This is a genomic window from Ruminiclostridium cellobioparum DSM 1351 = ATCC 15832 (genome assembly GCF_000621505.1).
Taxonomy (GTDB): Bacteria; Bacillota; Clostridia; order Acetivibrionales; family DSM-1351; genus Ruminiclostridium; species Ruminiclostridium cellobioparum.
The window spans coordinates 148133-168039 of sequence record NZ_JHYD01000009.1; the positions used below are offsets into that span (position 1 = coordinate 148133).

17 protein-coding genes are annotated in these 19907 nt (G+C 41.9%); 1 reads left to right on the top strand and 16 read right to left on the bottom strand.

The window, feature by feature from the left end; all coding sequences use genetic code 11:
* Nucleotides 1-57 precede the first annotated feature (57 nt).
* From T344_RS0106295 to T344_RS0106305, 3 genes are all read right to left on the bottom strand, one after another.
* On the bottom strand, nt 58-633 hold the full coding sequence (locus T344_RS0106295) for an indolepyruvate oxidoreductase subunit beta (protein WP_027627995.1): 576 nt from the start codon (nt 631-633) through the stop codon (nt 58-60).
* A complete protein-coding gene (gene iorA / locus T344_RS0106300) occupies nt 634-2373 on the bottom strand; it encodes an indolepyruvate ferredoxin oxidoreductase subunit alpha (RefSeq protein ID WP_027627996.1) in 1740 nt (579 codons plus the stop codon).
* A 190-nt stretch (nt 2374-2563) separates the two neighbouring features.
* Entirely contained in the window at nt 2564-2935 is a 372-nt protein-coding gene (locus T344_RS0106305; protein WP_004625823.1) for a hypothetical protein, read from the bottom strand.
* 221 nt (nt 2936-3156) lie between these two features.
* On the opposite strand from T344_RS0106305, the gene T344_RS0106310 reads away from it, so the two are divergent.
* Nucleotides 3157-4293 (top strand): LCP family protein, encoded by a 1137-nt coding sequence (locus T344_RS0106310; RefSeq protein WP_027627997.1) that lies wholly within the window; start codon nt 3157-3159, stop codon nt 4291-4293.
* A gap of 100 nt (nt 4294-4393) precedes the next feature.
* Here T344_RS0106310 and T344_RS0106315 read toward each other — a convergent pair whose 3' ends face one another.
* The 13 genes from T344_RS0106315 to T344_RS0106375 all read right to left on the bottom strand — a co-directional run bounded on the left by T344_RS0106315 (nt 4394) and on the right by T344_RS0106375 (nt 19897).
* Nucleotides 4394-4660 (bottom strand): late competence development ComFB family protein, encoded by a 267-nt coding sequence (locus tag T344_RS0106315; RefSeq protein ID WP_004625862.1) that lies wholly within the window; start codon nt 4658-4660, stop codon nt 4394-4396.
* An 85-nt stretch (nt 4661-4745) separates the two neighbouring features.
* Nucleotides 4746-5630 carry a shikimate dehydrogenase gene (gene aroE, locus T344_RS0106320; protein WP_027627998.1) on the bottom strand — a complete coding sequence of 295 codons (885 nt, stop codon included), beginning with the start codon at nt 5628-5630 and terminating at the stop codon, nt 4746-4748.
* Nucleotides 5631-5652: 22 nt separating this feature from the next.
* Nucleotides 5653-6222: a YqeG family HAD IIIA-type phosphatase gene (locus tag T344_RS0106325; protein WP_027627999.1), complete on the bottom strand. Its 570-nt coding sequence runs from the start codon at nt 6220-6222 to the stop codon at nt 5653-5655.
* 140 nt (nt 6223-6362) lie between these two features.
* The gene (locus T344_RS0106330) at nt 6363-8510 is read right to left on the bottom strand and encodes an ATP-dependent helicase (protein ID WP_027628000.1); all 2148 of its coding nucleotides are present in this window, start codon (nt 8508-8510) and stop codon (nt 6363-6365) included.
* Between the two features lies 1 nt (nt 8511).
* Nucleotides 8512-10863, bottom strand: coding sequence for an ATP-dependent DNA helicase (locus T344_RS0106335; RefSeq protein WP_027628001.1), 2352 nt, complete (start codon nt 10861-10863; stop codon nt 8512-8514).
* A gap of 112 nt (nt 10864-10975) precedes the next feature.
* Nucleotides 10976-11935 carry an aldo/keto reductase gene (locus T344_RS27710; RefSeq protein ID WP_034860679.1) on the bottom strand — a complete coding sequence of 320 codons (960 nt, stop codon included), beginning with the start codon at nt 11933-11935 and terminating at the stop codon, nt 10976-10978.
* A gap of 128 nt (nt 11936-12063) precedes the next feature.
* A complete protein-coding gene (locus T344_RS30265) occupies nt 12064-12240 on the bottom strand; it encodes a DUF1540 domain-containing protein (RefSeq protein ID WP_004625725.1) in 177 nt (58 codons plus the stop codon).
* Nucleotides 12241-12347: 107 nt separating this feature from the next.
* The gene (locus T344_RS0106350) at nt 12348-12812 is read right to left on the bottom strand and encodes a pyridoxamine 5'-phosphate oxidase family protein (RefSeq protein WP_027628002.1); all 465 of its coding nucleotides are present in this window, start codon (nt 12810-12812) and stop codon (nt 12348-12350) included.
* A 47-nt stretch (nt 12813-12859) separates the two neighbouring features.
* The gene (locus tag T344_RS0106355; RefSeq protein WP_027628003.1) at nt 12860-13453 is read right to left on the bottom strand and encodes an HD domain-containing protein; all 594 of its coding nucleotides are present in this window, start codon (nt 13451-13453) and stop codon (nt 12860-12862) included.
* A 16-nt stretch (nt 13454-13469) separates the two neighbouring features.
* Nucleotides 13470-14033 carry a hypothetical protein gene (locus T344_RS0106360; protein WP_027628004.1) on the bottom strand — a complete coding sequence of 188 codons (564 nt, stop codon included), beginning with the start codon at nt 14031-14033 and terminating at the stop codon, nt 13470-13472.
* Nucleotides 14034-14062: 29 nt separating this feature from the next.
* Nucleotides 14063-15358: a DNA glycosylase AlkZ-like family protein gene (locus T344_RS27715; protein WP_051571622.1), complete on the bottom strand. Its 1296-nt coding sequence runs from the start codon at nt 15356-15358 to the stop codon at nt 14063-14065.
* A 234-nt stretch (nt 15359-15592) separates the two neighbouring features.
* Nucleotides 15593-16735 (bottom strand): glycerate kinase family protein, encoded by a 1143-nt coding sequence (locus T344_RS0106370; RefSeq protein WP_027628005.1) that lies wholly within the window; start codon nt 16733-16735, stop codon nt 15593-15595.
* Between the two features lie 51 nt (nt 16736-16786).
* Nucleotides 16787-19897: an alpha-mannosidase gene (locus T344_RS0106375; protein ID WP_027628006.1), complete on the bottom strand. Its 3111-nt coding sequence runs from the start codon at nt 19895-19897 to the stop codon at nt 16787-16789.
* Between the last annotated feature and the right edge of the window lie 10 nt (nt 19898-19907).

Below are 19907 nucleotides of genomic sequence, written 5' to 3' on the forward strand. Positions count from 1 at the left end.
TCGGCTTAATTACAAAAACAGAGTTGGATAAGTCTTCCTACTTCCAACTTCTAACTTCTAGTTATGATAATTATATCCTTCTTCAAAAGCCTTCAGGTTGACCTCTAAAACCTTGGCCGGAACCACTTCATGGATGGCATCCACAAATATCTGCCTGTCAATTCCGGTAAGCCGTGCCATCACACCCAAAAGCACGATATTTACAGCCTTAATTGTACCGCACCGCCGGGCAATTTTCAAAGCATCGAGTGAATATATGCTGTGTTCGGCCTTAAGTGTTTCCAGAATATTTTCAGGATATTCCGCCTTTCCTATAATGACCGGCATTGGATCAATTTCCTGCTCATTTATTATCATTTTACCGTCTCCGGTAAGGTAATCGATCCACCTTAATGCTTCCAGCTCTTCAAAGGCAATTATCAGATCGGCTTCACCCTTTTCGATCAGCGGTGAATAGACTTTCTTTCCGAACCTGACATAAGTAACCACACTTCCGCCTCGCTGGGACATTCCATGCACTTCCGAAACCTTTACATCAAAATCCATTTTTAATGCAACAGTGCCCAGTATTCTGCTGGCCAGCAAAGTTCCCTGTCCGCCCACACCAACTATCAACAAATTCAACTTATCCATTTAACTGTCCATCCTTTCTATTGCATCAAAGCTACAGACTTTTGTACACAGCTTGCAGCCAACGCAAAGCGCAGGATTGATCTCCAGGTGGTCTTTCTTGTCAACTATGGCTGGACATCCTATTTTCATACAGGCTCTGCAGGTTTTGCACTTTTCCCTGGAAATCTTCCGGCTGCCTTCAAATTTAACACTTTTCAACAGGGCACAGGGTCTCTGTGATATGATAACCGACGGCTCATCTGCTTCTATCTCGGCTTTTACCACTTTTTCAAGCTCTTTTACATCGAAGGGATCAACCACTGTAACCCTTTCTATCCCCACAGCCTTGCAGAGCAGCTCAAGATCCACCTGTCTGGTGGGTTCTCCCTTGATTGTAAAGCCGGTGGTAGGATTGTGCTGGTGTCCGGTCATACCTGTTATGGAGTTGTCCAATATCATCACGGTTGAATTTCCCTTGTTATATACTACATCAATAAGTCCTGTAATTCCCGAATGAATAAAGGTTGAATCCCCGATAACCGCTACCGTATTCTTTCTGAATTCACTGCCCCTGGCCTTTTCCATACCATGTGCCACACCAATGCTGGCACCCATGCAGATACAGGTATCCATACATTCGTTGGGAGGCAGTGCACCGAGAGTATAGCAGCCTATGTCCCCGCTTACATTTAATTTTAATTTTTTCAATACGTAATACATGCCCCGGTGCGGACATCCCGGACACATAACAGGCGGTCTTACAGGTATGGGCTGGCCGGCTTGAACCTGTGAAGCCTCAAACTTTCTGTCAAAAAGCTTTTCGGCTATCAGCTGGGCATTGAGTTCACCCATGACAGGAAGCTTCTGTTTTCCTGTAACCTTGATCCCCATTTTCAAAATCTGGTTCTCAAAGAAAGGTTCCAGTTCCTCAACTACATATAATATTTTTACCTTTGAAGCAAATTCTGAAATCATTTTTTCAGGTATGGGATGAACCATGCCTATTTTCAGTATTGATGCGTTTGGAGCGGCTTCTTTAACATATTGATACGAGATACCGCTGGTGATGATGCCGACTTCCTCGCTGTCCAGCTCAATTTTGTTGAGTTCACTGGAATTGGAGAACTCCCTGAGGGCTGCCATTCTTTTTTCCACTTCAACATGTCTTCTTCTGGCCATTGCAGGCATCATTACATATTTGCTGGCATCCTTTACATAATCCTTCAGTTTGAAATTCTCCTTATCACCGATTTCCACCGAGCTCTGTGAGTGAGATACCCTGGTGGTAAGGCGGACAATCACAGGACAGTCGAACTGTTCGCTGATTTCAAAAGCATATTTTACAAAATCCTTACATTCCTGACTGTCAGAAGGCTCCAGCATGGGCACTTTTGACGATCTGGCGTAAAATCTGCTGTCCTGTTCATTCTGCGAGCTGTGCATTCCCGGATCATCCGCCACCATAATAACAAGACCGCCGTTTACTCCCGAATAGGAAACAGTAAACAGCGGGTCGGCGGCAACATTAAGTCCTACGTGCTTCATTGAGCATATGGCCCTTGCCCCTCCGATAGATGCTCCGATAGCAACTTCCAGGGCCACCTTTTCATTTGGTGACCATTCGGAATATATTTCGTCATATTTTGCTATGTATTCGGTAATTTCAGTACTGGGCGTACCCGGATAAGCTGCCGCTATGGTGCAGCCTGCCTCATATGCCCCTCTTGCCACAGCTTCGTTGCCAAGCATGAGCTTCTTCATTTTAACCTCCATCCGCGCGCTTGCACACGCTTAATAAGTAATCCAAATTCTCTATAATATTTTAATAATTTATAGCGCTAAACCATTGTTAATATTATAATGGATTATTTTTATAAAAGTCAATTACTATCGGCACAGGAGGCCGGTTGTAATTGACTTCCAAAGCGGAGGCAATTTATTGTGTCAGCAGCTAATCCTCATAGATTATTTCAAGTTTAATTTTATCATAAACGTCTTTCGAATTCCTTGCCAGCATATAAGGTGACAAAATCAGCAGTTCAATCATATTTACCCTGTATTTTTTATTTTTTCTGCCCTCTTTGGGATAAAGTTCATAACTGACAACATTTCTCAATATTATTGGAACCATGACTCCTTTACTGCTGAGAAAGTTCAGTTCCAGTGTTTCAATTTTAGAATCCTGCCGGCTGGTCCAATATGGTTTATACCCGACCGCCATAAGTTTTCCGTCTATTCCAAGCTCCATACTCCTCAGGGTGTATTGGTTCCTGAGCATATCTGAAAATATGTTCTTCAACCTGTCAATATCCATATAATCCAAGTACTATTCCTCCCTTAGAAAAGCTATAAACGCTCTAATATATATTATGTTGTGTAAACATAATATGTTACATCGGCTGATGCTGAAGGAATACTTTCGACATTTACAGTCACTTATTTTTATAAAAAAATGGGTGATAATATATGGTATATACTATATTTTATGATATAATTCTATGATGATAAAAATAAAAAAAATAATATATACTAATGAGGTCCGAAATGAACACGAGAAAATTTACGTATATAACTACGCTGATACTTGGGACGTTTCTTTTTGCACTTGGAACGTTTTTTATGTTTTATATAAATAATATTGCTCCCGAGCCGGGCTCGGATACACCCATACCTCATATATTAAACGGTCTTAGCGGTACAAAGAAAAACGATCCCATGAATTTTCTTGTACTCGTTGGGGATAAATCCAGCGGTAATACCGATTCCATGATGGTTGCAAACTATAACCCCGATACAAAGCAGATAAGTATTGTCACCATTCCCCGCGACACCCATGTCAAGCTCAGGAACAATATCCTGCCCAAGATAAATGCGGCATATGCTGCCGGAGGCAGAGAACATGACGGTGCCATGTACGCGGCTGAAATAGTAAGCAACCTTACAGGTATTAACATAAATTACTATGTCCACATAAATATTTCTTCCATTAAGAAAATAACCGATATGCTGGGAGGAGTCAGTTTTGATGTGCCTGCCGACTTAAGGTATGAAGATCCTACCCAGGACCTGTACATCAATTTGAAAAAAGGCTATCAGCTCCTGGACGGTGACAAGGTTGAACAGCTGCTGAGGTTCAGAAAACCAAACGAAAGGCTTTATTCCCGTGAGGAATTAAAGGAATTGAGAAAGTTCTATGACGGCAGTGACATCAAAAGAACTGAAATGCAGGTAAAATTTATTAAGGAGTTTATAGGACAAAAGCTGAATATCCAATATCTGCCCAAATTTAATTCGGTAATCAATTACGCTTTTGAAAACATTATAACAAATATGATGTTAAGTGATGCGTTAAAACTGACCTCCGGTGTGATCAACATTTCGGCCGACAATTTTAATTCCTTCAGGCTGGACGGTGAGGACAAGATAATTAACGGCGGTTGGTTCTATGAATATAACGGTAATATTATCAATATTGACTCCAAGGAATCCCTTCCGGCCGAAGACATCGTATCCCGGTACTTTAAATCAGCAGGCGGAATTGTTACTCCTTCCGAGTTGTTTGTGCCGAAACACCGGGATGATGAAGACGACAAGCCAGCAAAAAAACCTGCAAGATCAACCGTGAAAAACCCTTCAAATTCTCAAACGGATTCAAAGGGTAACGGAAAAGACAAACCTTAGTTTTTACTTTTTTATATGATATGAAATGACAAGCGTTAGTCAGGTGCCGGCCTGCTAACGCTTTATTTATCAATAATTATGCAGTGTTATCATGAATAATTTACTTGTGTCTCGGAGATCTTTTCACAAGTACGGCCGCTTTTGTAATGGCAGCAATGACATCCACTTCAAACTGATTTCTAAGAGCATTTGCCTTTGAATACAGCTCTCCTTTTTCAGTTGCTATGTATTTGGGAGGCAGGTCATTTAATGCAAGGGCTGCAATATCCATGACGCACATCTCACATTTGCACATGTTTATATCGTCAAGAACACCTTCCATTAAATTTAAGACCACTTCTTCCATATAATTTTTTATAACAACCATTTTTATCCTCCTTATACAAATCACATGCATTTTACAAAATTAATACAAAATAATCTTTTTATCTTAGTATTATTCGGTATTTATTTTATAATTCCTCTAATTTATTTATAAGATTTAATATTTCAACGGCATGATTTTTGGAGACGGCTTTGCCGGTCCATATCTCAAATGCAGATATTCCTTGATTTATCAGCATTCCAAAACCATTTCGCACTTTGCAGCCTCTCAATTCTGCCTGTTTAAGAAACTCAGTTTCTCGGGGAGTATAAATAATATCATATACCAGCTGATGCCTTTGGAATTCAAAGCTAAAGTCAAACGGGATTTTAGCTTCATATGTACTCATTCCTGCCGGTGTGGTGTTTATAACTATATCACTGCTTTTGAAGCAATCTGAAAATCCCGGTTCCTCCGGAACGATACCTGTTACAATACTGCCGAAATTGTTTTTAACCAGTTCAACGATATTCTCTGCATTGGCCAGGGTTCTGTTGACAATTGTCAGATGCTTTACCCCTTCAGCTGCCAGCTTTACCGCCAGAGCCCTTGCAGTGCCTCCGGCTCCAAGCAGTACGACCTTTTTGCCTGCAAAACCGGTTTCAAAAGCATCCCTGAAATCCCGGGCAAACCCTTCCGCATCGGTGTTGTACCCTTTCAGCCTGCCTTCGATATTTTTGACAGTATTGACAGCCCCCATCAGGAGAGCATCATTTGAAATATCATCAAGATATTTAATGATTTCCTTTTTATAGGGTACCGTAACATTAAAACCGGTGAAGTTCTGAGCCTTAAAGCCGTTAACCGCCCTCTCCAGTTCCCCCCCGTTGACATGTATTGGTACGTAGATGGCGTTTATATTATATTCTCTGAATAAAGTATTATGAATGTACGGAGATTTTGTATGTTCCACCGGACAGCCGATCAGCCCCAGAAGCCCGGTTTTTCCATTGACGGTTTCTACAAGATTCATATAAAAGCTCCTCTCCTCATTATTATTTTTTGTATCTGGCTTTTTCCATGGCCAGCCTGTTTTTCTTCCAGAGCTCTCTTCTTTTGAGCTGGTGCTCGAGTTTTTTCATATACCTGGCAAGGATGAGCTTTTCAGGCCACCGCTTAACTCTCACATACAGAATCTCCCTTTTGTCTATGGGTTTGACCAGTATTGTAAGCATATTGGCTTTATTGCCGCCATGGATGTCGGTAAATATCTGATCTCCCACAACTGCAATGCTTTCCGGCTCGAGTTCCAGTACGTCGGCCGCTTTTAAAAAGGCCCTGCCTGAAGGTTTGTACGCTCTGTGGATTGCTGTTACCGCAATCTCCCTGTTGAACCTTATAACCCGTTTCCGGGCCGCATTGGATAAAATACATACCTTGAAGCCTCTTTTTTTAAGTTCCCCAATCCAGGTAATGGCGTTTTGGTCGGCATCCTTGCTGTGCATTGGAACAAGTGTATTGTCTATGTCCAGTATGAAACCCTTTATGCCTTTCTTTTCAAGCATATCCAGGTCTATATGCCTTATGCTGTCATAATATAAATCAGGATAATACTTCTCGATCATTTGTTATTTTCCTCCATTAATTTATTAATAATAACAAAAGATTTGCTGCTGTACAAGCTTTCAATAGTATTAGTATCATTTAAATCATGAAATTAAATACTTAATTTCCGTATTTCAATTTTTATTATTACTGTTCAAATTCATTTTTCTATTTCAAGTATACGGTTTTCAAGGCAAAGCTGTAAATCCAGCTTTTTAACCGTTCCGTTAAAGAATTTGATTTCCACCGTCTGTCCTGATATGGGATTTGGCTGATCTGGAGGATCCATTGATATAACGGCACCTCTTCCAAATTTGGAATGCTTTACAATCACTCCTTCTCCCAAACCGGCCGCAAAGTCATTTTTTACAAGCCGGTTAACCTCCTTTACAAATATTGAAGGCATGCGCTTTTCAAGGTTGGCAGAAGCAGGATATATCAGGTACAGCTCCTGCCTGGCCCTTGTCATACCCACATAAAAAAGCCTTCTTTCCTCCTCCAGTTCGGTCAGGTCTTTTGTTTCGGAGGCCTTTTCAAGCACCTTGTCCCCCGGAAGCTCGCTGTTTATGAGGTCTATAAGGAATACACCGTCGTATTCCAGACCTTTTGAGGAATGCATTGTGCTAAGGGTAATATCCAAATCCACTTCCTGCTCTTTTATTTTATTATCTCCTTCAAAGAGGTCATCCAATTCAGTCAGTCTGCCCAGGAACTCCAGCAGTGTCTGACAGTTGCAGGCAATCCCCTGGAGAATATCAAACAACTTCCAGAGGTATTCGAAAGAAAGCCCTGCAAGCCGGCAATATTCCCTAATGCTGTCCAGATAATTAAAATTGGTCTTAATATATTCCAGGGCATTCCAGGGCCGCTTTTTTGCCAGGTTTGAAAACTCCAGTTTCAATTCCTGCAAACTGTTTATCTGAAAGGGTTTCAGCTCCACACCGTTCATAATGCGGTCGATTACCGGCCTGTCCCCGTTTCCTTCCGTGGCGCATTCCAGCATTGCTCTTGATATGTACCTGTTCATCTTGTAATATATCTTTGAGAAGGCCTCCACATCCTGGGGGTCAAGCGCGAAGTGCAGAAACGCCGTTACCTCCTGTACCAGCCAGTGCTTAAAGAAGTACAGCCTGTTTTGCCGTACCTTGAAGGGCAGTTTGTTTCTATGGAGCAAATCTGCTATAAGTATTGAAGACAGGTTGTTTCTGTACAGGACGGCAACTTGCTTTTTTCTTCTTCTGCCTCCGTTTTCGCATTTAATGTCATTTATTCCGGGTTTAAGCCTGTCCAAAACAAACTTCAACTGTTCCTGCTGATCCCTGACTTTGACTATTTCCGGTTCTTTAGCAGCCAAATTGCAGGTTACATGATTTTTTTCATACCTGTTTTTATTTTGTTTTATAAAACTGCTGCTGAGCTTTACAATATTTTCAGAAGAGCGGTAATTGTTCTCAAGTCTGAATATCCTGCAGCCTTCAAATTGCTTTTCAAAATCCAGGATGTTCCCGGGCTCTGCTCCCCGGAAGCCGTATATTGACTGGTCGTCGTCGGCCACCATAAACAGGTTCCGGTTTTGGGCCGACAATAGTTTTATTATCTCAAACTGTATTTTTGAAAGATCCTGTCCTTCATCCACCTGTATATAGCTGTACCTGCTTCTATATCTCTGGAGCAGTGCGGGATATTTTGAAAGGATATTGAAGGCATAGGTAAGCATATCGTCAAAATCAATCAGAAGGTTGCTTCTCTTATAATCCTCATAGGCCTTGTATATCAGGGAAAATTTTTTGGTGCTGGTGTTCAGTTCCTCAAAGTCCTTTATAAGACTATTTTTAACAAGACCAATTTCATTAATGAGATTTTCCAGCTCATCATCGCCGATCTTTGAGTTATTTATGTTCTGGTAAATATCCTTGAGCAGCTGGTGCTTGCTCACATCCTGGTCATTTCCTTCAATACGCTTAAGTGTCCTGCCTTTCATCCCTTCATAATCCCGTACAACTCTGTTGCAAAAGCTGTGCAGCGTGGCAAAATGTACTTTCACAGGGATTTCAGAGCCATAAAGCCTGCTAAAGCGCTTATCCATTTCCAATTGGGCAGCCTTATTAAAGGTCAAGGTCAATATACTCTTTGGGTCAACACCTGCTTCCCTGATTAAGTACGCAGCCCTTGCGGTTATTACAGTTGTCTTTCCCGAACCCGGCCCTGCCAGAATCAGCGCAGGACCAGTTACATGGCATGCAGCCTTCCTTTGTTCGGCATTTAAATCTATACCGTATTTGCTTTTCATTGTGTCAAAAAAGCTCAAATCAACCTTCCTTCCAAAACTGTTCGAGCCTGGCCTGAAGCTCTGCTGTGCTTCTTACTCCTCTGGAGTGCTCCCAATGCTTCGGAAACAGATTTTTGTAAGTTCTGTGAGAGAACCTCTCGTCGACCAGCAGAACCATTCCCCTGTCGCTTTCGGAGCGTATGACCCGTCCGGCGGCCTGCAGCACCTTGTTCATTCCAGGATACATATATGCATTTTCGTAGCCCATCCCGTTTTTCCTTTGAAAATAATCCATGATGATATCCTGTTCCACACTGATTTGGGGCAGGCCCACACCTATAATTATTGCTCCGATCAGCCTGTCTCCTTTTAAATCAATACCTTCTGAAAATATTCCCCCAAGGACTCCGAAGCATACCATGGAAGCGGCCTTGTCAGGCTGGAACCTGTTCAGAAAGCTCTCTCTTTCTTCCTCAGTCATGGAACTCTCCTGAACAAATGTCTCAATTTCAGGATATTTTTCCAGAAACCTTGAATATACTTCGTTCATATATTTATAGGAGGGAAAATAGACAAGATAATTTCCCCTGCGCTTCCCAACCGCGGCCTTTATTATTTCCACAATGGAGTCATAGCTGTTTTCACGGTTTTTGTATTTGGTGGATACTCCGCTCTCCACCAGCAGGCAGAGTTTCCTGCTATCAAAGGGAGAACACAGATTGATATTATAGTCCTCGCTGTCACCGCCCAGAATGTCCATAAAATAACTCAGCGGTGTCAGGGTTGCCGAAAAGAAAACAGCCGTTTTGCCTCTCTTGACTGCCTCGGCCAGCAGGTAGGAAGGATCGATGCAAAACAGCTTGACCCTTACTTCACTTCGGACTGCCTCAATAAAAGTGACATATCTGTTGTCAAAAAACTCTGAAATCTTCAAAAAGGAGATAGCGCTGAAATATACTTCAAGCAGCTGTTCAAAGCCTTCGATATCCTTGTTCTGGTTTTTTACGATCCATTCCTCGGCCTCGGTTATAAAGTTGTTAAGAAGTCTGTACAGATCACTCAGTTCACTTTTGTGAATAATAAATCCCTCTTCGCCGCACTGCTTTCTCAGCGCAACCATGTACGTATTAATCCTGTTAAGACATTTTACTATCTTAGGCTGGTGATTTTTCATGGCTTTCTTTGCCTCAAAAAAAGCAGCCTTGCTTATCTGGGCCGAAAACATCTCCCTTGCCCTGTCCACAAGGTTATGGGCCTCGTCCACCAGAAAGGCATAATCACCGTCATTGTTCAGAAAAAATCTCTTCAGATATACCCTGGGATCAAACACATAGTTGTAGTCACATATGATGCAGTCTGCCCAAAGCGACAGATCCAGCGCAAATTCAAAGGGGCACACCCTGTGCTTTCGGGCGTACTCTTCAATAATTTCCCTGGTCAGGTATTCAGAGTTTTGCAATATATCGGTCAATGCATCATTGACCCTGTTATAATGCCCCCTTGCATACTCGCAAAAGTCAGGATTGCAGATGACTTCATCCCTGAAACATATCTTCTCCTTGGCAGTCAGTGTCAAGGTCCGGAACTTAAGACCGGCTGCCCTCATTTTGGAAAAAGCCTCCTCAGCCACCTGCCTAGTTATGGTTTTTGCAGTCAAATAGAAAATTTTTGATATGTGCTGCTCTCCGAAGGCTTTTACTGCCGGAAAAAGAGTTGATATGGTCTTTCCAATGCCTGTGGGGGCCTGAACAAAAAGCTTTTTTTCCTGTACTATTGTTTTATATGCTGCAACAGCCAGTTCTCTCTGCCCTTTGCGGTAATTTTCAAAGGGAAAGCGGAGTTCTCTGATGGACATATCCCGCAAAGTATTCCAGCTGTCCGACATACTTGCCCATACAAGATACCTGTCCAAAAGCCCGCTCATAAATTCCTGGAGCTCCTGAAAGGCAAAGGGCTTCCGTATTATTTTCTTCTCTTCGGTATCTATCTGGAAATAGGTAAGCTGAACAAAAATGTCTTTCAGCTCATTTTGGATACAATAAATATAGGCATAGCATTTTGCCTGTGCCCAGTGCAGCAGACTGAATTCGTCGTCAATATATTCCAGCGGTCTTGCTGTTGACTTTATTTCATCGATGACCATGCCTTCCGGTTCGGTTATTATTCCGTCAGCCCTGCCCTCCAGCCTGATAGTGAAGCTTTCCAGCTGATAGTCAAAGGACAGGTACACTTCCTTTGCATACTTGTCTCCGCTTTCCTTCTGTATTCTCTGATGGATTCTGGTGCCCTCCAGCATGCGGTTGGAAGAGACAAGCCTGTTGTCGATATCCCCCGACCGCAATACAAGTTCGACAAGATTTCTGATTGAAATTTTTATCTGAGCTTTTTCCATACTTTATCCCTAACACCGACCCTTACATTAGTATGGTAATTATAGCACATACCGAACAGATGTTCAATTTACATTTTGTTGCCGGCAGAGTCATATCTGACAGCTGGATTTTTTAAACCAGCATTTCAATTTCTTCTTCGGTAAGGGTAATCTCGGCCGCCATCATGCAATCGTTAAGCTGGTCAAGGTTAGTACAGCCTATAATGGCCGACCCGTTTAACCTGTTGTCCATAATATAGTTCAATGCCACCGCAGTCCTGCTGTAGCCTTTTTTCCGGCATAGTTTGAGCAAATTGTTATAGCGGTTGATGTTCTCCAGTGTTAAGAATTTTTGGAGTTTCGAGGGAACATATTCAAGACCCCTTTCGTTGGCTTTGGAGTATAAGCCGTTAGCCTGGGAGGAATACGCCATTACCGGCATTCCCAGCTCAACATATTGCCGGTATTCTTTTGGATTCATACAGACAAGGGTCAAATCATTAAAATTCTGAGGGAAACATTCGGCCAGACTCCACTGGATCTGTGAAATCACAAGCTTTGTTTTGTTATTTTCCATGGCATAGGCATTAGCTTCCTTAATCCTTTCACAGGTCCAGTTGGAAACTCCGACAGCCCTTGCCCTGCCCTGCTGAACCAGAATATGCAGAGTATCCATGATTTCATTGACAGGTATATTTACATCGTCCCTGTGTAAAAGATATAAATCCACATAATCAGTTTGCAAAGTCTCAAGGCTTTTATCCATATCCCCCAGGATATCTTCCTTTGAAAGCCGTGATACGCCTGCTGCTGCGGGATGACCGCCCTTTGTAGCCAGAATTATTTCTTTTCTGTTATTTCTGGACTTTATCCATTCGCCTATAGTACGCTCACTGGCTGAATGTCCATTTTCAAGCCAGTCACAATAGACCCTGGCAGTGTCAAATGTATTGCCTCCACGCTCTATGTATTTATCCATCAATTCAAAGGACTGCTCCCTGGTCAGGGTTGTACCGAATTGAACTCCTCCCAGGATAATCCTGGACATCCTGATTGATTTATTGTCAGCATCAGATATTTCGAAATATTTCATAACGACAGGCCTCCCGCTTTATGTAATTTTACAAACACCATGCATTAAATGTTACTTTATATGTATCAAAAATTCAAGCCTGTTAAGAACTTTAACAGGCTTGCGGTGGTTTAAAAGCTTTTGATGGGTTAGATACTGACTCCCGGAGCAAATGTCGAGCAGTCTGTCTCCTGCGATCTTGAAGCATTTCTTGGCTGAACTTCTATTTTATCAGCTGAGCAGTGATCTCCCTGCATATAGTAGGTGCAGGTATTAACAACACATTTTATTCCCTGGTTTGGATGATCCATCTTAGTAGCTTTCATGTCACAATTCCTCCAAAAAATTTTTGTATTTATTTCTTATTAATATTATTTGGCTTAGAGGAATTTTTATTCTTATAATAATTTGACATTTTAATATTCTATGATAATTACCTTCTGGCCTTACCCGTTATATGCTCAATACTTATTTTCATCACTTTTGGAATATTTATATCTCTTTCAAGATACTTCATCCCTTTTTCCATAAATTCTCCGGAATATTTTTTCAATATGGCAATCAAAGCAGTCTCCTTTTCATTTCCGCCGACTTCAGTACAGCATCCGAAAATAATTGTACTTATATATCTATAGCTGAATTGGTCTGGAATGGGCTCGGTATTGCCTGTAACACAGAAAGAAACCTTATTGTTATAGGCAATATTGCTCAATTTGGCACCTTCCTGGGCGCAGTGGAAATAAATACTGCCGTCGGAATATACGTAATTCAAGGGCACTCCATAAGCATAACCGTTTTCCCCCACTGTTGAGAGAACTCCGAATTGAGCCTCCTCCAGAAGTTTTATTGCATCTTCCCCGCTGATCTGTCTGTCACTTTTTCTCATTTCCTTAAACATGTTTCAGCCTCCGTTTTACATTTAAAAAAATTCGTAATAATAGCATGTTACTTTTTCAGTATACCTTTTTCAATTGAGGTTTCAATAATTTCTTCGGCAAGCTGCCACAACTCAGGTGCATGCTCTTCCAGCATACGGTTCCTCTTAATAACCTTCTCGCTTGTGACACCGGGCTTCTGCCAGGTGTGGCCGTTTGTATTATAATTCAGTATCAGCGGCTGCAGTCTGTCCAGACATGCGGCAAATCCGGCTTCCGGGGTACTGAGTTCTTCAAATTCCCTCCAGAGGCTGTAGACCTCCTGGGCCTGATCCTCCGGCAATAGCTTGAACAAGTGCCGGGCTGCTTTCTCCTCCCGCTCGGCTTTGTCTTCAAGGCCCTTTTCATCATAGCAGAAGGTATCTCCCGCATCTATTTCAACAAGATCATGAACAAGTATCAGTTTTAAGACCTTCAGGATATCCAGGTTTTTATGGGCTGAATATTCCGACAAAATGACAGCCATTGCTGCCATGTGCCAGGAATGTTCGGCATCGTTTTCATTGCGGGTGGTTCCAATGACAACATTCTGCCGGAATATATTTTTTAGCCTGTCAATTTCGGTAATAAACTCTATCTGTTTAAACAGTCTTTCATTTATCATCTGTATTTCTCCCTTGTTATAAATTTTCTCCGCACACCTTCATAAATCTCATTATAGCAAAAGTAATCACAAGTGAAATTACTCCCAGAGCTATAATAAAAGCAATCCCGATGACAGGCAGAAAGGCTACTATAAATGAAAAGAGGATGGCAACCTGTAAATATAAATACTCCTTCCACCTTCTGCCGGCCTCATCGGCAAGACTTCCCAGGCCTTTTTCCAGGGCCATTTCAATGATTCCCTGAAACATAAAGTATACAACCAGCATGTTTAATACCAATACAACAAGGATAACCGGAATGGCCAGAAATCCAAGAACTCCAAAATCAAAGGAAACTCCTCCTGCCTGTGAAGGTGTTGATGCAGGTTTATATATGTCAAGTATTGAACCAACCAGTAAAGGAATATTAACATATGAAGCCTTTTTGAAGTATTCACTATAGGAAGCCAATGCATGAAAACCAACCGCAAACAATATATATCCTACGATATCAGGCAATATGTCAAAATTCTGAATACGAAAGTCTATCAATAAAAATAAAAATCCCAAACTGATCATATTAAACGAACTTCTGTGCATACAAAACCCCCATCAATATTGTGCCATATTTATTTACCGCAAAACTTTACCAGATCGGCCGGCAGTGTGTCACAAAGATTATATTTTGCAAACCTGTTTATTCCCGAAATAATACTATCTTTATATAATGATACATCCCCTTCATTTTCAGCCCAAAAATTTTTGACATTCAATATTCTGCTCTTTTTATCGGTTTCCATTTCAATTCTTCCGATAAATTTACTGCCGGAAAGAACAGGCAAAACGTAATGCCCATACTTCCGCTGGGCAGCGGGAGTATATACCTCCCATTTGTAATCAAAATCAAATAATTCCTTAATCAGCTTTCTGTCCCAGAGCAAATTGTCCAAAGGTGCAATGATCCGAGCACAACCGTTTTCCGGAGTCTTATCCGTTGTGGCTTGCAGAAGTTTAAGATTCCCGGCTGCAATATACAAAGGGTGCTCTATGCCATCTACAATAATTTCATGGATATTTCTCTCTTTCAGCAGGGCGTTGAAGGCATTATTTCTCTGCCCGCTTTTCAGGCCATTTATGCCAAGCCAGGCATCACTCTGCCTGTTCCACAAGGCACCGATACTGTTGATCCTGCGTAACACACCCCACTTGAAATATTCTTCATCAGTTGTATTGGGATCTTTCATGGTAAAATACTTTTTAGGAATGAATTTATCAGATAAACAGTAGTATCTCCTTGCACCCTTTTTATGGTGAACTACGGCAAGCCCCGCATAACACATACACTCCAGGGCTGCCTTCGCAAGTCTCTGCGGTCCGTAATGCCAGTCAACCCTTTCTTCAAGTTTAAAATCCGAAGAACAGGCAAATTCATTTTTTTCTAAATATTTTACAATTTTATTTATAGTATCTTTGTGTTCATCACACCAGCTTAAATATCTTTTTCTGAATCTCCCAAAATAAGGCCAATCCTCAACCGAACATATGGACATATTTTTATCCCAAACGTCAAAAAGAGCTCTGTCCTCATAAAGATATTGTTCAATATCACCCTTCAGGTATTCTCTGCAGCGTGCCTGTAATACCAGATCAGGATTGCGGCCTACCACATCCAGCGGATCATACTGAACACATCCTACCTTGCGGATATATTCCACAATATGACCGCTGCCCGCAAGTCCGGTGTCATCACATAGATGTTGATATTTCACCAGATAATTGCATATTTGCTGTTTTGTATATTTGTTTTGTGAAGTACCGCTCACTTCTTCCCCTTTCATTTTAACAAATTTTACAGGTATTACACTAATACAATATACCAAACATATGTTCCTGTCAATAAAATCAAATTCCTTTAAATTAAACAAATAAAATTATATCCGGTCAACAGCTTTATTCAGTCATTTGTCGTATAAATCTTATAGTCCTCCGTGTTTTAAATACTTCCAAATATTACCTCTGTAAAATAAAGATTTTACCCCTGCGGCCGGAGAATAAATTTTTATATGAAAAAAACACCCGCCTCCACAGCGGGTGTTCTACAGGTAAATAAAATAGCACCAAAATATTACAGCACAATTGTTATGCGCATTGTTGCAATCCTATGTCTTTAAATCCATACCAAGTTTTATGAGTCTGAACATCCTGTCGGCAGCGTCAAAAAGATCTTCCCCGGCTCTCAGCAATGCCTCTTCAAGGCTGAGATTATTGTTTACAGTAACCATAATGCTGTCAATACCATAGTCAAATACCTTCCGGGCGTCTTTCCCCATGCAGCCGGCTATGGCTATTACCTTGATACCTTTACTTTTACAACGTTTGGCAATTCCTACCGGTACCTTTCCATAGGCAGACTGGCTGTCAATTTTTCCTTCTCCCGTGACAACCAGATCCACATCCTTCAGCAGACTTTCAAAATCAACAAAGTCCAGTATAGTATCTATGCCTGATTTCAGGCGGGCGCCGAAGAATGCCACCATTGCGGCGCCCAACCCTCCGGCTGCTCCGGAGCCAGGAACCTGGTTCATGTCCATTCCAATGCACTGCTTTATTACCTGCATATAATTTTCCATACCGCTTTCCAACAGCTCCAAGCACTCTTTACCGGCGCCCTTTTGCGGTCCATAGACATAAGTGGCGCCTGCCGGTCCTGTCAAAGGATTGCTGACATCGCAGATAACACTAATTTCACATTCCTTTATTCTTGGATCCATATTGGATACATCTATCCTGGCTATATTACATAAGTTCCTTCCGCCATAGCCCACATCCGAAGTATTCCTATCCAGGAATCTCACCCCCAGCGCCTGTGCCGCACCGATTCCCCCATCATTGGTTGCACTGCCGCCAATGCCGATAACCAGCCGGCGGATTCCATGGTCAAGGGCAGCCTTTATGAGCTCTCCAGTGCCATAGGTTGTGGTATGGAGGGGATTTTTTTCCTCCTCCTTCAAAAGCATTATCCCGGAGGCCTGGGCCATTTCAATAACGGCAGTTTTACCGCCGATTACGCCATAAACCGCACTAACCTTTTCACCTAGGGGACCGGTGACATTGACCGTTCTATATTGACCTCCTGCTGCTGTAACCAGGGCTTCCACCGTTCCTTCCCCGCCGTCGGCTATGGGCACCGTTACCAGCTGCGAATCCGGAAAAGTCCGCTTTGCTGCGTCAGCAAGGAGCTCTATCACCCGCATTGAGGACATGGTACCCTTAAATGAATCGGGGGCAAATAATATCTTCATAGCAATGCCTCTCAAACTCTAAATTTTTAATTATCTCATAGTTGTCTGTTATTAAGCAGAAGGTGATCCGATATCAACAATGTATTCATACACCCTTTTACTCACTCTGGCCTCATTGAGTTTATATCCTATTGCCGTTATTTCATCTTCAATTGCCTGTATTTCCTTCTCTTTTGAAGCAACCTCAACTATGTTATTTTCTATTGCTTTCTTTCTGATTAAAAGGACGGACAATCTGGCTTCCAGAGAAGCTCTCCGGCAGGTTTCCACATCCAGCTGCAGTTTGTTGCATCCTTTCTTCCATTCATCCGTTTCTTTCAGGTGAATGTTATTTTTTTTATACTCCTCCAGTACATTTTCCCGGACTTCAAATTCCTTTTCAAGTGCAAGGGCTCTTTCCTCTTCCTTTTGAATTTCTTCTCCGGTTATCAGCTCCACTGTCTGGTAATCCGTAAAGTCACAGGCTTCTGCAAGTTCATCCCTGTAAACCTCCAAAGGTACGTCATTTACATTATTTATTTTATTAGTTAAAGGGATTTCAACTTTAAGTGTTATTATCCTCTTGGATTTCACGCTTATTTCAAGGCTATCCCCGTTTATTATCCCAACCTCTCCGGTAATTCTCTCATTCAGATCACAGTGGTAAGCACCTCTGATTTTTGAAAAGAATTTTATTCCGGCGGATATCTCCTGGCAGGAAGAGTTAAATAGTCTTATTATGATGCCTTTCCCATCTTCAGATCTTTTTACGGCCGAAACCTTGATGCACCCTGTGCTGTCATCCACCCTGGCAAGCTGGAGCATTCCGGGCAGAGTTCCCTTATGGACATCAGTTTTTACAGAAATAATGCCGGTATTAAACTGGTCTGCATGGGATAATACTTTTCCATTCTCATAGTTCCCCCTATGGGAATAAAAAGCATAGTTAAACTCCATTTCTCTCAGGCACTGTGCGTCAGGCACATAAATAGCCGGTCCTGCATCACCGATCCTTGTTTTCAAATCGTCCCTGGTAATCCAGTTGATTCCTCTGAACAGAGTAAGCGCTATTGTACTTTTTTCTTTTATTATTTCATATTCCGGAAGTCCTCTGTTAAAGACGGCCGCTCCTGTTTTCCCGTCACCCAGAGCCACAAATGTCCTCTGCGGGAAAGTTGTAATGGGCTTCGGTTCCCTGGCACCAATTATTATCCTTCTCACATTTTCAGGTATTGTTGAGTTATCAAAGCCATTGGGTATAATTTTCCTTTGGATCACGTCAAATTGTGTCTCTGCAAAGGATACATCACTTTTGATTCCCGTTGGGAACAAAACCCTGAATCTATGATTCTTAACAGTATTAAGTACCTTTGTCTTAAATTTAATCACCGGATTGTTTGCTTCCAGGGTAATCCACGTAATAACCGGCATCCGGCGCAACTTTTCACTTCGTGAACCTGATCCCCCGGAAAGTCCTTCAGGCAAGTCAAGTACCAGCTTTACCCTGACCAAAGCACGGATGGGACCCTTTTCATCAAAAACAATTTCAGCTTTTTTATTTATGCTGGTAAACACCCTGTCCTTCTCAGGATAGGAATAATTATATTCGTCGCCCGCGTCGGCACCGTCTTCAAAGGATGCTATGCTGGAATAAATAATATCATTCAGCTTATCAAAAACATTTAGGGTGCCGTTCTCGTTTATTTCCACCTTTACAAACCTGTTCTCAATGGTCCTGGCCGTTTCATCAACTATGAGCCTGCCATTTTCATCAAAAAATTCTTCATTTCCGGCTTTCTCAGCCGGGAAAGCAAATAATGTGGTATACCCCAAAGCCGGAATTTCCTTTAAATATATCTTTACAGTGCCGTTTCCATCCTTTTGACCGGGAATAAGGTTTCCATGGCTGTCCTTAAATATTAAATCCGGCTTGTTCTCGTTCCTTATTACTGCCATACCATTGCGCTCTGTTGCCATCGTATTGAAGACAATGATGCTGAATAACGCATCAGGATACTTTCCTGTATCGACATTACCTGCAAATATCCGCAAGGATTCATTTACCAGTCCGTTTGAAATACAATAGCTTTCATCAAATCTGGTTTCCATGTCGGTATGCACATCATCAATGCTTACTCCGCATATGCTGTCATGGGGATGGTTCTTTAAAAGCACCTTCCAGGACTTATCAAGCTTTGCAGCCTGATATTCCCCTCCGTTGCACCATAAAATCGTCTGCAGAGGCTCGGCATATTTTGAAAGCTCGTTCTGGCAGATGTCATTTTGGATTTTGAGATACATCCTGCTGGATAAAATTCCCGGGAATACCGATATGTATCTTCCGCTGTACAGAGCACCCTTTAATTTTTTCAGTGCAGGGGCATGGCTTAATACTGTCCTCATGTAATCTTCAGGTGTACTCTGGATCACCCTGAAATCCTCAAAGTCCATTTTTCCATTTTGAATATTAGGAATTATATCATCAGGTACCATCTCCTGGTCATATCCGTTCATCAGCAGCACATTGGGCGTAGTTGCAAATGGAAATATTTTTCTTACTTCATTTTCAACCCTTTCCTGCATCATGTCCTGATACTCGGCAAGCCTCATTGCATTTCTATAGCTGCTTAAAAAGTATACGCCGGGCATTACCGTGCCGTCAGGAGATTCCCATGCAAATTCGGAGTTTAAGTCATTGGGATCCATTTCAACGCCTCTCCAGACAAATAATCCGAACATGCCGAACTGCTTGTGGATCTGAGGCGCCTGAGAGATCTGTCCGAAATTATCCAGCAGCCAGCCTACCTGCATTGGTTCACCAAATTCCGAAGCTGTTTTAAAACCTATCATAAGATTTCTGACAATTGCCTCTTCACTGATGAGCTGCCAGTCGGGCTGCAAATAGTAGGGCCCCACAACCAGTCTTTTTGAGGCGGCATATTGTTTTATTTTCTGCTTGTACCGGTCTACATCTTTCCCCTGTTGTTCCAGCTGCTCCAGATAATCCTCTATCATTGAGGTCTGCCCATCCAGAACGAATCTGTACTCAGGTTCCTTCTCCATCATATCGAAAAGTGATTCAAAAAAAGGAACCAGCCATTCATTTGTATATTTACTGTTTAAATACCATTCCCGGTCCCAGTGTGTGTGGGAAATGATATGTGCAATTTTATTTTTTTCCATGAAAGTACCC

Excerpts from the sequence above, each read along its gene's own strand:
- T344_RS0106350 (WP_027628002.1), bottom strand. The coding sequence starts at position 12,812 with ATGTTTAAGGAAATGAGAAAAAGTGACAGACAGATCAGCGGGGAAGAT.
- iorA (WP_027627996.1), bottom strand. The coding sequence starts at position 2,373 with ATGAAGAAGCTCATGCTTGGCAACGAAGCTGTGGCAAGAGGGGCATAT.
- T344_RS30265 (WP_004625725.1), bottom strand. The coding sequence starts at position 12,240 with ATGAAAGCTACTAAGATGGATCATCCAAACCAGGGAATAAAATGTGTT.
- T344_RS0106375 (WP_027628006.1), bottom strand. The coding sequence starts at position 19,897 with ATGGAAAAAAATAAAATTGCACATATCATTTCCCACACACACTGGGAC.
- T344_RS27710 (WP_034860679.1), bottom strand. The coding sequence starts at position 11,935 with ATGAAATATTTCGAAATATCTGATGCTGACAATAAATCAATCAGGATG.
- T344_RS0106335 (WP_027628001.1), bottom strand. The coding sequence starts at position 10,863 with ATGGAAAAAGCTCAGATAAAAATTTCAATCAGAAATCTTGTCGAACTT.
- T344_RS0106315 (WP_004625862.1), bottom strand. The coding sequence starts at position 4,660 with ATGGTTGTTATAAAAAATTATATGGAAGAAGTGGTCTTAAATTTAATG.
- T344_RS0106325 (WP_027627999.1), bottom strand. The coding sequence starts at position 6,222 with ATGATCGAGAAGTATTATCCTGATTTATATTATGACAGCATAAGGCAT.
- T344_RS0106355 (WP_027628003.1), bottom strand. The coding sequence starts at position 13,453 with ATGATAAATGAAAGACTGTTTAAACAGATAGAGTTTATTACCGAAATT.
- T344_RS0106310 (WP_027627997.1), top strand. The coding sequence starts at position 3,157 with ATGAACACGAGAAAATTTACGTATATAACTACGCTGATACTTGGGACG.
- T344_RS0106295 (WP_027627995.1), bottom strand. The coding sequence starts at position 633 with ATGGATAAGTTGAATTTGTTGATAGTTGGTGTGGGCGGACAGGGAACT.
- T344_RS0106360 (WP_027628004.1), bottom strand. The coding sequence starts at position 14,033 with ATGCACAGAAGTTCGTTTAATATGATCAGTTTGGGATTTTTATTTTTA.
- T344_RS0106370 (WP_027628005.1), bottom strand. The coding sequence starts at position 16,735 with ATGAAGATATTATTTGCCCCCGATTCATTTAAGGGTACCATGTCCTCA.
- aroE (WP_027627998.1), bottom strand. The coding sequence starts at position 5,630 with ATGAATCTTGTAGAAACCGTCAATGGAAAAACCGGGCTTCTGGGGCTG.